This window comes from Blastopirellula sp. J2-11, from assembly GCF_024584705.1.
In the GTDB taxonomy this organism is placed as follows: Bacteria; Planctomycetota; Planctomycetia; order Pirellulales; family Pirellulaceae; genus Blastopirellula.
Genome location: NZ_CP097384.1, coordinates 539,793 through 555,403, shown reverse-complemented (window position 1 = coordinate 555,403; position 15,611 = coordinate 539,793). Strand labels below are relative to the sequence as shown.

The 15,611-nt window shown below is 57.4% G+C and carries 11 protein-coding genes; 3 read left to right on the top strand and 8 right to left on the bottom strand.

Going from position 1 to position 15,611, the window contains the following annotated elements:
- Positions 1-69: 69 nt before the first annotated feature.
- The 3 genes from M4951_RS02325 to M4951_RS02315 all read right to left on the bottom strand — a co-directional run bounded on the left by M4951_RS02325 (position 70) and on the right by M4951_RS02315 (position 3,178).
- The gene (locus tag M4951_RS02325) at positions 70-963 is read right to left on the bottom strand and encodes a LamG domain-containing protein (RefSeq protein ID WP_262024875.1); all 894 of its coding nucleotides are present in this window, start codon (positions 961-963) and stop codon (positions 70-72) included.
- 231 nt (positions 964-1,194) lie between these two features.
- Entirely contained in the window at positions 1,195-2,328 is a 1,134-nt protein-coding gene (locus M4951_RS02320; RefSeq protein ID WP_262024874.1) for a formylglycine-generating enzyme family protein, read from the bottom strand.
- 235 nt (positions 2,329-2,563) lie between these two features.
- Entirely contained in the window at positions 2,564-3,178 is a 615-nt protein-coding gene (locus M4951_RS02315) for a hypothetical protein (RefSeq protein ID WP_262024873.1), read from the bottom strand.
- Between the two features lie 300 nt (positions 3,179-3,478).
- On the opposite strand from M4951_RS02315, the gene M4951_RS02310 reads away from it, so the two are divergent.
- Entirely contained in the window at positions 3,479-4,603 is a 1,125-nt protein-coding gene (locus tag M4951_RS02310) for a prenyltransferase/squalene oxidase repeat-containing protein (protein ID WP_262024872.1), read from the top strand.
- Between the two features lie 126 nt (positions 4,604-4,729).
- Here M4951_RS02310 and M4951_RS02305 read toward each other — a convergent pair whose 3' ends face one another.
- Positions 4,730-8,050, bottom strand: a complete 3,321-nt coding sequence (locus M4951_RS02305) for an efflux RND transporter permease subunit (RefSeq protein WP_262024871.1) — start codon at positions 8,048-8,050, stop codon at positions 4,730-4,732.
- Positions 8,047-9,783, bottom strand: a complete 1,737-nt coding sequence (locus tag M4951_RS02300) for an efflux RND transporter periplasmic adaptor subunit (protein ID WP_262024870.1) — start codon at positions 9,781-9,783, stop codon at positions 8,047-8,049. Before M4951_RS02300 ends, M4951_RS02305 begins: the two co-directional genes overlap by 4 nt.
- Positions 9,784-9,935: 152 nt before the next feature.
- Between M4951_RS02300 and M4951_RS02295 the strand changes: the two genes are divergently transcribed.
- Together M4951_RS02295 and M4951_RS02290 are read left to right on the top strand one after the other, a co-directional pair.
- A complete protein-coding gene (locus tag M4951_RS02295; protein ID WP_262024869.1) occupies positions 9,936-10,499 on the top strand; it encodes a TetR/AcrR family transcriptional regulator in 564 nt (187 codons plus the stop codon).
- Between the two features lie 71 nt (positions 10,500-10,570).
- Complete coding sequence (locus M4951_RS02290; RefSeq protein ID WP_262024868.1) at positions 10,571-10,897, top strand: hypothetical protein; 327 nt, start codon at positions 10,571-10,573, stop codon at positions 10,895-10,897.
- Positions 10,898-10,967: 70 nt separating this feature from the next.
- On the opposite strand, the gene M4951_RS02285 is transcribed toward M4951_RS02290, so the two are convergent.
- The 3 genes from M4951_RS02285 to M4951_RS02275 form a co-directional block, all read right to left on the bottom strand.
- Entirely contained in the window at positions 10,968-11,213 is a 246-nt protein-coding gene (locus M4951_RS02285) for a hypothetical protein (protein ID WP_262024867.1), read from the bottom strand.
- A 222-nt stretch (positions 11,214-11,435) separates the two neighbouring features.
- Positions 11,436-12,890 (bottom strand): catalase, encoded by a 1,455-nt coding sequence (locus M4951_RS02280; RefSeq protein WP_262024866.1) that lies wholly within the window; start codon positions 12,888-12,890, stop codon positions 11,436-11,438.
- A gap of 448 nt (positions 12,891-13,338) precedes the next feature.
- A complete protein-coding gene (locus tag M4951_RS02275) occupies positions 13,339-15,606 on the bottom strand; it encodes a glutamine amidotransferase (protein ID WP_262024865.1) in 2,268 nt (755 codons plus the stop codon).
- Positions 15,607-15,611: the final 5 nt, after the last annotated feature.

Sequence of the window (15,611 nt, the reverse complement as noted above, 5' to 3'; positions counted from 1 at the left end):
CAGAAACCGGTGCTAACGCACTACGGCTAATAAAATCATGGCGCCTGAAAATTGTCGCGTGACGGAACACTAGTGCGATTCGTCCGGGTCGCCGTTTCCGGCAAGTTGGCTTAATTCCGTTTCGTGGAGCGATCGATCAAAGATCGCCAATCCCCCGATGTCTCCACCAAAGAAATTTCCCCATTCGTTGGAGCGATGAACGGCGCCGACGGTAAAAGCGGCCCCTTCTTCTTTTCCATCAAACAGGCCCCCAGGAGCGAGAAAAGGATTGTAGTCGTCCAGCGAGTCCAACTTCCCATTCACATAAACGCGGGACGTTTGTCCGTCGTAGCTCATCGCAACGCACGTCCATTCTGCGAGCGGAATCTCGGTTGCTCCGCTTGAATAGGTAATGCAATACTTTTCTCCCGGCGTCGGCCCTCCAACGCTGGAGACATGACCATGCGCTCGGTTGGCTAATGGATACCGTTGCATTTCACTCGCCTTCGTACCGCGCGGCGCATTGAGAAACAGACAGTATTGCCGTTTGCCGCGGGTCTCATCCCACAGCCCGGCGATCGCTTGCCAATTCGACTTCGATTTGCGGCGAACCCAAGCGACAACCGTCACTTGGGCCTCCCGACCATGCAGATTCAATGCGCCCACGTCAGGCCGGTCGATCATCAACCATTGTCCCTGCTGGATACGAGCGGCGTACGATCCGAAGACTCCCTCCTTTACCCGCTGGATCGGTCCGTTTTGCTCTTGAAGCGCCAACTGATTGGGCCCTTGGGACAATCGCGGCTGGCCTGCCGTTTCCTGAAAATCCCAGAAGGCGATCAGCCCCTCGATCTGCACAGGCGATACCCTTTGGACCATGTCTTCAGCCCGGCTGATTGAAATCATGCTTCCCATCAAGAAGCACCAACTGGTGACCGCGCTGACCAGCCCGAATGTTGCGACTCTTCCAAATTGCAATTTCATGGTTGATCTCTCCAAATGAATAGGGTGGTTATCGGTCACTCCTTGGCCTGCTCCTTGGGCGGTCACGCTGGCAAGCAGTCGACGGAAGTTCAATTCTCGTCCAAACGATCACACGGGACAACTTGTCGCGAATCGGCAGCTGCAGCGCCGGCTGAAGCATCGCGGGCACAAAAAAACGCCGCGGGATAACCCGCGGCGTTTCGCATTGTTTGAGTAGGTCGCGTGCGACGGTTAGTCTTCGACTTCTTTAATCGCGGCTGGCAACTTTTCGTCGACCAGTCCAAGCACGCCGCGGCCGCCGCCCAGGCGATCGTTCACGTCAAACTGCAGGAATTCGGGGAGCGAGTCCCAGTATTTGACCATTTCGGCTTTCGGCAATTTGGTCAGCGGGCGAATCAAGCGGAAACCGACACAGGTCGAAGGATACTCGGTGAACCACCATGGGCTGAGCGGGATGTTCGGATCGGAAGCTTTCCAATCGTCGTCATGCGATCCCAACTTCGAGGTCACTTTACAATTTTCGGCGTCGTCGTCCCACGAACCCCCTTTGGTGCAGAGCGGGAACGGTTTGGTCGGCCATTGAATCGCTTCGGCCACGGTGACCGTCTTGCCGGCCAGCGCCTCAGGCGGCGTTTCGGTATAGGCGTCCAACACCCATTCCCACACGTTGCCGTGCATGTCGTTCAAGCCATACGGATTCGGCTTCTTTTCGCCCACTTTGTTTTGCGCGCCTTCCGAATTTTCGACATACCACGCATAATCGCCGATCTTATCGACATCGCCAAACGAGTAAGGCCCTTTCACGCCGCCTGCGGCCGCATGTTCCCATTCGGCTTCGCTCGGCAAACGGTATTGATCGCCGGTGACGCCGCTCATCCACTTGCTGTACTGCATCGCAGAATACTGCGTCATGGTGACGGCCGCTTGCTGTGGGTCTTCCCCATTTTCAAAGGTGAAACTCGGTTCGTACAACGGCGTCGGGATCGTTACCGCGTCGACTCGATTCTCGTCAGTGACCAGGCGATCTCCGTTTCCTTCGATCTTCTTGAAGATGTCATAAAGCTGCATGAACTCTTTGTATTGAGCCCAGCTCGTTTCGGTCTTGGACATCCAGAACGGTTCGATCTTGACCGTATAGGCGGCGGCGCCTTCGCCCATGACGCGGGTTCCGCCGGGGACAGGAACCATCGACAGTTTGACCTGGGTTCCGGGGACGTCGATTTCGTAAGGGACCATAAAGCCGCCGTCGATTTCGACAAACGGGCCCTCGGCTGGTTTTGTCTTGGAAACGCCAAGCGTCTCGGCAGCCGTAGCGGTAGAAACGGCCAACAGAAGTGCGATCAAACAGACAGACGCAATTCGCATGAATCTCAGTTCCGGTGGAGAGTGAACAATTCGCCCTGATGCATAACGACGACCATTACCAGTCGCCCAAGCACTCTATCTTACACTACGCCGGTTAAGGCGACGACTGACGCGTTGTCCCAAGAATGGCCGAATTTATGCAGCGATAGCGGCTATTTCGCGCTATCTCAGCAAATAATTGCGCGGACGGCGAGGTCGATCCGTGAGGAGCCTCGACTCTCCTCCAGCGACGAAGCTAGTCAGGATTACTAGTTTCGAGATCGATTTCAACAACGTTGTGATTCGCGGCGACGATTCGCCAGTCCGAAATGACGACCCCAACGGCCGGAAAGAACATGTTGCAAGTCAACCAGGTCGGCGCCGCCGCGATCTTGCCGCGGAAGACGAGCCCGTCGCCGACATTCAGCTTTCGCACCAGCGAGAACGGAATCTCATCGCCGATCCGCAAACCGACCGGCTGCACAAACAAGTTGCGGCGCGGCATCGGTTGATAAACCCGAGTTTCGTTGTTGCCAAACATCGGTGGATAAGTATGCTGCATCGCAATTAACGTACGGCCAGCCCACGAAACGTTGACCATTACCTCGTCATGATCAAAGTTGCGAACCCCCGCGGTGAACTCCACTTCTCGTCCCACGAGCGAATCGGCGATCGCTTGCAGCTTGATCGCTTCATCGTGATAGAGATACGGATTGGGGCGATAGGTCGCCAGCGTCGCGGCCAACTGTCCAAACTGATACAGCTCGTCCATATCGACCAGTTCGACTTCGTCCGCCGGTTGAGCGGCCGAAACCGGAGCAGCGGCGAACCCACCAATCAAAAGAGCGACGAATAATGCAAAACGAGACATGGTTCTACTTTCCGAGGTAGCAAAAAGGCGCAGATTCCCCCCCCGAGGGTTCTCTATTTTAGGTTACGACCAGCAGCCGCGACGAAAAATCGATCTCTCCCTGCTGTCGGATCACCCGACATCACTGTCGATTCTGCCGACAATCGATACCCACAGCCAAAATCAAGGTACAAATAGAAAAGGAAGCGGTCCGACGATATCGCCGCTTTGTAACGGATAATCGGCCTGGCGCGGCAATTGCTACCCAAGCCAATCCCAATCACGTCGCCCCCCTGCTCTGTATTTCCCATGGAGAATCGTATGTTGGTGAACCCCACGGCCTGTCGTAAGTTTCTCAGCGCCGTTTTGCCGTTGTTGGTTGTCACTTTGACGTTTGGCTCGTTTCGCAGCGCCAGCGCCGCCGACGCTGACTACGATACGGTTGTCGCCAAAGGGGTGAAGTTCCTCTCCTCGAATCAAGCGGACGACGGTTCTTACAGTTCGCAGGTCGGCATCGGCCCGACCGCAATCGCTACGTTGGCCCTGCTCGAACATGGCCGCAGCCCCAACGACCCGCAAGTCGCCAAAAGTCTCGCTTATCTCGAAAAAGCGGTCCACGACGATGGCGGCGTCTACGCGGCCAATGGACGTTTGAAAAACTATGAAACTTGCATCGCGTTGATGTGCTTCAACAAAGCGAACACCGACGGCAAGTACGACACGATCGTCAAAAACGCCGAAAAGTACGTTCGCGGCGTGCAGATCACTGACACCGATGGAGTCGGGGAAGAAGATGTCAACTACGGCGGATCGGGCTACAGCGGCAAAACGCGACCTGACTTGTCGAACACCGCGTTTTTGATGGACGCGCTCGTTTCGAGCGGCGCCGACAAAGAGGACGAAGCGATTCAAAAGGCGCTCGTCTTCGTTAGCCGCTGTCAAAACCTGGAAAGCGAATACAACACGACCAAGTTCGCCGGCAAAGTGAACGACGGCGGCTTCTATTACACTCCGGCAGTCAGCGGCGATCAGGGGGATCGCGGTACGCCCGACGGCGGACTTCGCAGCTATGGTTCGATGGGTTACGCCGGACTGAAGAGCATGATCTATGCCGGCGTCGACAAAGATGACCCGCGTGTGAAAGCGGTGCTCAAGTACATCCAAAAAAACTTCGACGTTACAGCCAATCCTGGTATGGGTCAGGCCGGCGTTTTCTATTACTACCAAACGTTCGCCAAGTCGCTCGACGCGTTGGGACAACCGACGATCACCGACGCATCCGGCGTCACCCACGATTGGCGCAAAGAACTGCTGGCCGAACTCGCGAAACGCCAAAAGGAAGATGGCTCGTGGTCCAACAGCAACACGCAATGGCTCGAAGGAGACGCCAACCTGGCGACCTCATTCGCGCTGCTGGCCTTGGCCGATTGTCAGGAGAAGAAATAGCCCGCTGCCCAAGTTTTGAGGTTGCGCTGGCGGGCTAAGAAGAAAAAAGGCTTGCATCAAGGCCGTGATGCAAGCCTTTTCCGGTACGCTCGTCGCAACGAGCGTTAGTCCCTTCCCTCGTATTTCTTATCCGGTCGGCGCTGGTGTCTCTTCTTTCACGAACGGGCGCAAACCGAAGGTTTCGACCACCACGGCGTACAAAGCCGGAATGACGAACAACGTCAATAGCGTCGCGACCATCAGACCATAGATCATCAGCCAGGCCATTCCTTCCCACAGCGGACCGCCGGCTAGCGCTAGCGGCAACAAACCGCCTACCGTGGTCGCCGTCGTCAAAAAGATCGGCATCAAACGTTGGCGTCCCGCTTCGACCAAAGCGGCGCGGAACTCGACTTTCGTCAAACCCAAGATGGGGCCGCCGCTCGCTTTTTCGGCGCGCTCGCGAATGACGATATCGGCGAACTCCATAAAAATAATCCCGGCGTTCAGCACGATGCCAAATAGCGACAGCACGCCCAACTGCGGCATAAAGCCGAGCGGATTCGACGTGATCCACAGCCCGAAGATCGATCCAATCATCGCCAGCGGCAAGGTGCCGACGATCACCAGCATCTTCGACAAGCTATTGAACTGAATAATCAGCAACAGCACGATGACCACAAACGACAACCCAAACGATTTGAGCATCTTTCCTTGGGCCTTCATCGACTCTTCCATAGCGCCGCCGATTTCGACCCGAAAGCCTGGCGGTAACTGCGCTATTAGCTCTTTCATCTCTGGCGAGTTCATCACGCGCATCGTGATGTCGTTGCCCGACGCGCCCGGCTCGACGCGAGAACGAACTTCAATCGTCCGGTTCATATCGCGACGATCGATCATCGCCGGCTCCCAGGTCGCCGAAATGGTCGCGACCGCCGAGAGCGGAATTTTACCCGCATCCCCTTCGACATAGGCCGATTCGATATCGGCGATCGAGCGTCGTCCTTCGGGCCGCAGACGAAAGTAGACCGGCACCTGATGATCCCCTTCGCGGAAGGTGGTCAACAAACGTCCCGAGTAATAGGCGTTGAGCGTCTCGGCGATCTGTGAGTTGCCGACACGCGACAAGCTTGCTTTGTCAGGATCGACGTCGACCTGCAGTTGATAACCTTCGACGCCCCACGAGTCGTTGACGTCCCACGTCTCCGGCTCCGCTTCGACCATCGACTTGACCTGATCCGCCGCGCGATGCAGACGCTTCCTATCGGCGAATCCATCTCCGACCACGCGCAGCACGACCGGGTCAGCCGGTGGTCCCAAGAAAAGTTCGATCGGCACGACACGAGCGCCCACGATCGGTTGCAAACCGAGGCGCTCATCTCCACGCTTCGAGACGGCTCGCAGCTGTTCAGCAAATTCATGCGTCAATTTTCCGTCGGTCGTGTGAATCAATATCTCGGCGTAGTTCGGTTTACGCGGCTCCGGCTCCCACGACAAATACCAGCGCGAACCTCCTCCACCCACCAACGTGCGCATCGCAGCCAAGCGTTCGCGTTGCTTTCCTTCGGCGTCGACGTACGGAGAAAGTTTGCGAATCATCGCTTCGACTTCTTTCGCAACGGCGTCGGTCTGTTCGATCGTCGCGATCTCTGGCAACCAGATTTCCACCACAAATTGGTCACGTTCGGTCAGCGGAAAGAACTCGCTGCCAACCGGCAAACGCATCGCCAATATCAGCATCAACACCGCGAACCCAATCGTCGCGAACTTGAACCTTAAAGCGAACCGACCCAGAAAAGCGTAGGTCTCGTACACGATCCCCTGGCCTTCTCCATGCGGTCGTCCTCCTTTGCGAAACCGGGCGGCGCACCAGGCCATTAGCCACGGAATCGGGGCGGTCGGCCTGGCTGGATCTTTGGGCGCCCGGATAAACGCCGCGGCCAAAATCACGCAAAAAGTCATCGCCAAGATCCAACTGATCCCCAGCATGACCGATAAGGTCACCGGTAAACCATAGATGAACTCGCGGTTGGCGCCATCCAGCGCGATCAGCATCGGCACAAACGCGGCGATCGTCGTCAACGTTCCGTTCAACATCGACGCGCCCAACATCTGCGCGCCGGCAACCGCTGCGGCGGTCGGTGACATGCCGGCCATTTGATTGGTGCGGGCCTGATCGCAAATCTGCACCGCGTTGTCCACCAATAGCCCCAGCGCGATGATCATCGACGCCAGCGACATTTGTTCTAACTGCACGTCAAACAACGTGATCACGCCGATCGACGACAGCACGACAAACGGAATGTTCGCCGCCATCACCGCCGCCGTGCGAAATCCGACCACCAGATAGACCAGGACGATGACGATCAAGATCGCTTCGATGATGTTGACGATCACATCCCGAATTCGCCCTTTCACGCTGTCCGACTGATCCGAGATGATCGTCACGCCCAGATCGGGCGGCAACGAGCCGACGACGTTCTGCATTTGAGCGACTTTGGCTTTGGCCGAATCGCAAATCTCGATGATGTTCGAGCCTGACTTCATCGTCACGGCGACCACCACCGCGGACTGTTCCATTTCGTTGTCGCCGTAACGGCAAATCAGCGGCGGCGGATCGAGATAATCGCGGCGGACGTTCAGCCCGAGACTCTCAAGATAAACATGGTTAGCGCCGCTATCGGTGGGCGAAAGGGCCGCGATGATCGAATCGAGTTCCTGGACGGCGTCGAGTTCGCCCCCCGGCTTCACATAAAATCGCCCATCATCGGCGTCGATCGTTCCGCCGGGCGCGACAATGTTGCGTGCTTCGACCAGCGACTTCAATTGCGACGAGGTAAGCTGCAGTTTCGACCAGGCGCCAACGTCGGTTTCGATATAGATCGCTTCCTCCAGAACGCCGAAACGGTCGACTTTCGCCACGCCTGGCAGCAGTCGCAGTTCGTCCCGAATCTGTTCGGAGAAGAGATCCAAGTCGCGCGGCGAGTAAGCGTACGCCGGATCAATTTCGGCGGCGCCGTGGAGCGGTTTTTGGTGCACCGCGAACAAAATGATGTTCGTATCGGTGAACTCATCATTCACGTAGGGCGTGATGTTCGGCTCCGGCATCGGAACGTTGCGAACGCGTGCGCGGACTTTATCCCAGATGTCGTCAACTTTGCTTCCCGGCAGCGCATCTTCCAGTTCGACGAAGATCGTCGAGAGTCCGTTGCTCGAATTCGAACGGATCAGTTTCACTTCTTCCAAGCCGTCAATCGCTTCTTCCAGCGGATCGGTGACCAGCTCTTCGACCTTTTGAGCCGAAGCGCCGGTCCAACGGGTCGCGACGACGCAAACTTTGATCGTAAAGTCAGGGTCTTCGCGGCGCGGCATCGTCATAAAGCTGACGATCCCCCAGACGACGGTCATCAGCACGATCGAAACGACCACCGTCGGCCGTTTGATCGCGAATTCCGGCAGATAGTTCACTGGGCGGCTCCCGGTTTTTTGATCAGCACGATTTCATCGCCATCAACCAGGTAATGGACTCCTTCGACAATCAATTGGGCGCCGGCCGCCAGCGTCCCAGGCTCGACCGGTTCAATCCGCTGCAGCGCCGCTTCTTGTCGCAGCGCTGCGTCAGCCGTCACGATTGTGACTGGCGTTTCTCGCGCAATGGGGCGATCAGGCGTTGACCGATCCACCACAAAGACCGACGCTTGACCGCTGGCGTGCCGCAGCGCTTTCATCGGGACATACAAGCCGCTCCCCGCCGAATCTTCCGAGAGCTCGACGCGCACCAGATCTCCTGGTCGCAACAGCCAGCCGCCGCGATCATAGAGCAGCTTATCGCCGTTCCAGTCGTCGGCTTCTTGTCCCTCGACGATCATCTTGCCGGCGATCAAGTCCCGCTCAGGATCAAAGTTTTGATCGCTTCGAATGGTGACCGGCACAAAGTTCCAGTTTCCCAAAAACGGCACGCTGACCGGCTGAGCGTCGACGCGAATCTTCTCGACCGTCAGCACGCGGTTTTTGTTGTCCGATATTTCCCCCATGTGTCGGTTGGTCGCTTTCCACACAAAGGCGCCTTGCGCGTCATGATGAATCGATTCTTCTTCGACAAACAGCCGCTGGTCGCCGCTCAACACGGGGCCAATGTTCAGCGGCCAGAGATCGACGGTCCGCGCCACGGGGTATCCATCCAACTCCATCGGCGGCGTCATTTGCACTTCTTCGTTGCGAACCAACAACTTGACCGTAAAGGTGCGCGTCTGCGAATCGGCGACGGCGTCGGTCAGATAGACGAAGCCGCACAGTTCTTTCCGCGGCTGGCCAGGGTTGATCGTATAGATCCGCAGCGAATCGCCATGTTGGAATTTGCGCGACGCCGCGGCGGAAAGCTCGAACTCGATCGAGACCGGATCCATCAGCTGCACCGTGATCACCGGATCGCCTGCTTTGACGTAGCTGCCCGGCAACACATGCGTCTCGGCGATCTGTCCGCGAAACGAACTGTAGAGCACGACATCTTCCAAGTTCCGCTCGGCGTCGGCCAACTGTTGTTCAGCCTGCAACGCTTGGGCTTCCAACGAACGAACTTCCGCTTGTCGCGAGGAGAGTTCGGCTTTGGCGCGCGCGACGTTCGCTTCGGCGGTCGCCATTGTCGTGATCGCTTGATCGAGCGCCGCCTGCGTGCTGGCCGATTTGTCAAACAGCTTTTGCGTGCGGGCCATTTCAATCTCGGCCAGTTGTTTCTCCGCTTCGGCCGCGGCGATGCTGGCCGGAATTCGCTGTTCGATATCTACCTGAACGGCCTCAATTTGTCGGCGGGCCACTTCGACGGCGGCCTTGGCCGATTGCACGGTGATCTGAAATCGTTCGTCATCCAACCGGGCCAGCGGGGTTCCTTCCGAGAGCAAGTGCGATTCGCCATTTTGGGCGACAAGACGCCCTTCGATCTGTTCGTTCGGCTCAATCACCTGGCGAACGCGACCTTCGACCTCGAAACCAATCTGCTCGGTCTTCCAAGAAACGACCGATCCGGTTACCTCGGAAGCGACTCCAGGTCGCGTTGTATTCAGCGTGATCGTCGAAACGGGACGCGGCGGTTTGCGAACTTCCGCCGTTTCGGTCTGCGGCGAGCAGCCCCCAAGCCCCCCTACGAAGAGACCAACCAAGGAGACGGAAACCGATAAATGCGTTAAAATGCGAGTAAAGGCCATAAGATTGCCTTAGTTTGTCCGCGGATTTGCCGAAAAGTAAACCGAGCGGTATAGTTTAAGCGTTGCCTAGCAAAAGTAAACCCCAAGGTGCAAGTTTGCCCGTCGAGCTCCCCACGGAATCCCGTCTGACCGATCGGAAACGAGCCGCGATCGTGGCTGCTGCGGTGAAAGAATTTGAAACCTGCGGCTTCGACAACACCAGCATGAACCGGATCGCCGAGACCGCCGAAGTGAGCAAGAGGACGGTCTACAACCACTTTGAGAGCAAAGACGCTCTCTTTCTGGCGATCATCGAAGAACTGCTGGAAACGACCGAATCGCTCCCCGATTTTCCGCATGAGCCAGACCGCGACCTGGCCGAGCAACTGGCGGCCAACGCGCGGCATGTGGTCGAGCTGTTCACTTCCGCCAGCTTTCAGGGATTGGTTCGGGTCACCCTCTCTCGTTTCTTGATGTCGCCTCATTTGGCCCAGCAAACGATCGGCGATCAGAAACGGTTTCGCGTGCGGTTGGTTCGCTGGCTCGAGCAAGCGACCGCAGCAGGTCGCCTGCAAATTGAGGACGCCGAGTTCGCCGCCGCCCAATTTTGCGGACTACTGCAGGCGTTCACCTTCTGGCCGCAAGTCTTTGGGCTCGAACCGATGCCGGCGGCGGCCGAAAAAGAACGAATCATCCAATCCGCAGTCGCGATGTTCGTTAAGCAATACGCCGTGTAGTCAACCGGCGTGGGCAAGTGCTACGATGTCGGCAGTGTTATTCGCCTGTCGACCTCTGAAGGATCTGTCTGTTGTCTGAACCGAGCACTTACTTTCTGATGGTCGAGCTGAAACCGACCGCCGACAGCGCCTTCGACCCGGCCGAAGTCTCCGGCATCTTCACTCACTGCTTCGTCCCAACCGGCAACTTCTACGAAGCGGTCAAGTTGTTTGAAGCGTCGATCGCCGAGCAGAACCTGGAACTGGTCAACATCGAGTGGTGCATCTTGTTCGACACGTTCGACTGGACGCCGGAAGATATCGCCGTCCACGCACCGCTCCGCGAAAAAGCGATCCGCCAAAGCGAAGTTTGCTTCGGCGACATGATCACCTGGGGCGAAGATGAGGAAGAGGATTAGAGAGCCGTTTGGGCGGACCCTCTGAAATGCGGCGCCAACACTTGGTCCGCACAGCAAACCCTACAACGGCTTAGCGGCTGCTCTCGGCCTGGACGATCTCGTCAAACTTCGGCGCCGAATGGAGATCCAGCGAGGCGGAGTCTTGGATCGACGGAGATACTGCAGCGGTCTCGTCCGCCGTTAAAGTCGTTGGCGACTGGCCCAACTCTTCGGCGGTCTTGGGCGGATCCAACAAAGGGCTGGTCGCGACTGCATTTCCAACCAGAGCCGCCATCACCAGCAACAACGGAACGCGCAAGCTTGAGATCTTAAACATGTCAGCCCCGGCGAGTTTAAGGATCGGGTAAGCTGCTAGGCTAACTCCTAATGTGACGGCTTTCCACTATCCATGCTGTCATTTTTCCAAGAATTATAGTTCGCCTTCTAACTAATACTTTGCCGCGACGACAACGCGATTCCCTTGCTCGACCCGCGCATAAAAAAACGCTCCCGGCCGGATTCCTCCGATCAGAAGCGCTGCTGGTTCTAAATCGATCGATTAACCGCCGCTTACCCCCTTGGCGATGCGATCGCCGATCGTCTTGTCGATGTTGCGCCAGTACTGCAGAACGCGGGCCAGGACCGGCTCTTTAACGCCCCCTTTAATATGCCCGACGACGTTCGACACCAAGCGATCCCGCGCGGCGTCGTCCAGCACTTCACGCACCAACGTTCCGGCTTGGCCCCAGTCGTCGTCATCTTGGCGGAGCGTATAGGCGGCGTGAACAAACTCGCCGTCAGCGCTCCAAACTTCGGCAGCCGGATAATGCTCGGGATCGGCGGCCGGGCCACCTTTCGAGTTGGGCGCGTAGACCGGATCGGTCACGTTATCAACCCGCATCGCGCCATCTTTGCTGTAGCTATGTACCGGACACTGGGGGCGATTGACCGGAACTTGCTTGTAGTTCACTCCCATGCGGGCACGATGCGCGTCGGCATAGGCGAACATCCGACCAAGCAACATCTTGTCAGGACTGACGCCGATTCCCGGGACCAGATTGTTCGGCTCGAACGCCGCTTGTTCGATCTCGGTATGGAAATCAGTCGGATTACGATTCAGCGTGAGCTTGCCCACTTCCTGCAGCGGATAGTCGCTATGCGGCCAAACTTTCGTCAGGTCGAACGGGTTGAAGCGATAGGTCTTCGCTTCTTCATACGGCATGATCTGCATGTGGAGCGTCCAACTGGGATAATTACCCTGCTCGATCGCTTGGAACAGATCGCGACGATGATAGTCGGCGTCTTCGCCGGCGATGCGTACCGCTTCGTCCTGGGTCAGAAAATCATTGCCTTGATCCGTTTTGAAGTGGTACTTTACCCAGAACCGCTCGCCGGCGGCGTTGACCCACATATAGGTATGGCTCGAATAGCCGTTCATATTGCGCCAGGTCTTGGGAATCCCGCGATCTCCCATCAGCCATGTGACCTGATGAGCCGACTCCGGCGAGAGCGACCAGAAATCCCATTGCATGTCATGATCACGCAGGCCGTTGTCAGCGCGGCGTTTCTGCGAACGGATGAAATGTTGAAACTTCATCGGATCGCGAATAAAGAAAACCGGCGTGTTGTTCCCCACCATGTCGTAGTTGCCTTCGGTGGTGTAGAACTTCAGCGCAAATCCGCGGGGATCGCGCCAAGTATCGGGGCTCCCTCGTTCACCGGCCACCGTCGAAAAGCGAATCAGCGTGTCGGTCTTCACGCCCGGCTGAAACACCGCCGCTTTGGTATAAGCGCTGACGTCGTGCGTCACTTCAAAATGCCCAAACGCGCCGGAGCCTTTGGCATGCGGCTGTCGTTCGGCGATCCGCTCGCGATTGAAATTCGCCATCTGCTCGATCAGATAGTGATCATGCAGCACAATCGGACCATCCGCTCCGACGGTCAGCGAATGTTCATCACTAGCGACCGGAATCCCGGCGTCGGTAGTTGTCGGCTTCGGTTTCTCACTGGTCATCTTTCGTACCTCCCTGACACCCTTCGCCGGATGCGCTATTGACGGTGTTAAGCCAAACCGACCTTCCGCGCCAGACGCACGCGCAAGTCGTTCAACCTACTAAGCGTCATTGTAGGACTCGGGAGGAGCGTTGTCACTGGAACGAAGTTTTCTTCGTAGCCGCTGCGCGAGTTTTGAGGTTGCGCGATTTCCCTGGTTGGCCGCGATAGCTCCGCTATCGCGGCCGACGAAGTCGGTAAGAGGCATCGAGCCGCGGCCGGACCTAGAGCGGTGGTTGCCGCGCCGTTTGAAATGGCGAAATGGCCCCGAACTGCATACCGGGAGCCAATGCCTCTTACGGCTGCGCCGCCCCGATAGCGGAGCTATCGGGGCCAACCGGGAAATTGCGCAACTTCAAAACTGGCGCAGTGGGCTACGAAGAGAGCAATGCGTCCGGCCAACGCTTGACCTACACCATGCCCCACTTCTTTCGCAGGTACCATTCGCCGCTGAGCAAGCCGACGACCAAGATCAGATTCAGCCATGCGTCGCGAGCCGACTCGGGCCAGGTCCATTTGGTTTGGACTTCGATTTCGGTCTCAGGCGGCGATTTTTTCACCATCTCGATCAGTTCCGGCAATTGCTCGGCGGCCCAGGCTTTTCCGCCGGCGCTGGAAGTAATCGCAGCCAGGCTCGCCATTTGCGATGGTTTGGCCGAAGGATCGGCGAGCTCTAAATCTTGATCGGCGACAAAGAATCGCCCGTTGCCGACGCCAAGCGCTTTGCCGTCGCGCAGCGCCGTGACCTCCAGCATATAGTCGCCGGCGGTGTCGCCGGTTTCGACCGTACCGATCACCCCTTCATCGCCAGGCGCCAAACGCACGTTGGTCTTGCTGCCATCAGGTGCGATGAGCGACGCCTGGAACGTCGCATCCGCGATCACATCTCCAGCGGCGTCGCGCGCGCCGGCGTTAAAGGTGAACTGCGACTGCGGCGGAAAGCGGCGCTGCGGCAGTTCGACATACACATCGCGGCGTTCCAGTTCTTCCTTCTTGGCCAGCCACAAGATGCACTGCCTCCAAAAACGTTTGTGCAGATCGGCCTTGCCAAATGAAGCCCATTGCCAGGTTCCATCGACGGCGAAAGCCAACACGCGGCCGAGACCATACTCGCCAGCAACCAAGATCGGTACGTTGCGATTGGTTTCTAGCAAAACTTGAGCCCGCGGCTTGATCCCTTCAAAATGATTGGCGCCATGCATCGGCGGCAATGACTGCCAGGCGTTATTATTTTCGGTCAGCACGGCGATCGTCGTTAAGTAATGCGGTTTGGTCGGATGCAATGCAAGCGGCCCAGCGACGTGCAGGTCTTCCCGAATCGGCGCATCAAAGTCTTGTCCTTCAAAGCGATTGATCGTAATCGGCAACACGTCGGCCAGCGGAGTCCGTTGATACCGCCCAGCGCCAAATGTGTGAAAGCCTCCCTGCATCATCAGCCCTTTCCCTTCTTCGACCTGCTTGGCCAACAACGTCAGCGTCGAATCGCTCAGCGCGGTCGAATCGAGATCGCCGATAATGAAAACGTCGTACTTCCCCTCTTCCATCTGCTTGGTCAGATCAACCGGCCATTGATCGCGGCGACGACGATCGAGCCATTGAAAATCGATCTGCATATCGGCCGACTTGGCGATTGCACGGCGCAAATACATTTGCTCGTACCGATCAAGCACGCGTCCTTCGACATACAGCACCTTCAATCCGCCCGACAGCACATTCAAATAAGCGTCCAGTCGATTGTTTTTGCTAATCAGCTCTCCCTCTTGCGGCTCGATCGCGACGGTCAGCTTGTACTGCCCCGGCGTTTGCGGCGTGAAGCGAAAGCCGACGTCGAGCGTCTCCTGATCCTTTGTCGATTGAATCCGTTTCGTATCGATGACGGTCGCTTCTCCTTTTTCGTTTTCGAGGATCAACTGCACCGGCACCGGGCGATTGGCCATCCCTTGAATATGAATCGCCGCCTGGACGACCATCTCGTTTTTGACGAAGACGGTAAACTGATCGGCCAACGTTTTGACCGCCACATCGCGGGCCTGCGACGGATCAATCGCCTGACCAAACGTCAGCGTATGCAGCGGCACGTCCAGCCGCGCCAGATCGCGGGCCGCTCTTTGCAATTCAACCCGAGGAGTAAAGACGCGCTGCGCTCCGTCGGACAACAGCACGACGCCGGCCAGCTTCTTGCCGGCCATCTGACGGACGACATCATCGAGTGACGAACCGATATCGGTAAAGCGGCCGGCGGCGTCTTGCGGAAATGCAATCTTGCCATTTTCAAACGCGACCCGTTCGGCTTGCGAATCAAACGCATAGACCGCGACCTCAATGTTCTGACCGAGGGACGCCAGATCAGACTGCACTCCTTTCAGCGCCTCCTGCACCGCGTCATAGCGGGTTTCGCCTGCGGATGAATCGGGGATCGACATGCTCTGACTGACGTCGTACATCACGACCAACGTCGCCGTTTGCGGTCGCGTAGTGGTTGTCAGCCAGGTTGGGCGCAACATGGTCAGCACCAGCAGTCCGATCGCGCCGAAACGCAACAGCGCGATCAGCCCGCGACGACGTTCGGTGGTCGATGCAAACGAAGGCGCGATCGCCAGCAGTGCAACCAGGATCACCGCCGTGATGAACACGACCGTAAGACTATCGAACGTTGGTTGCAGGTACCAGCCAGACATGCGTG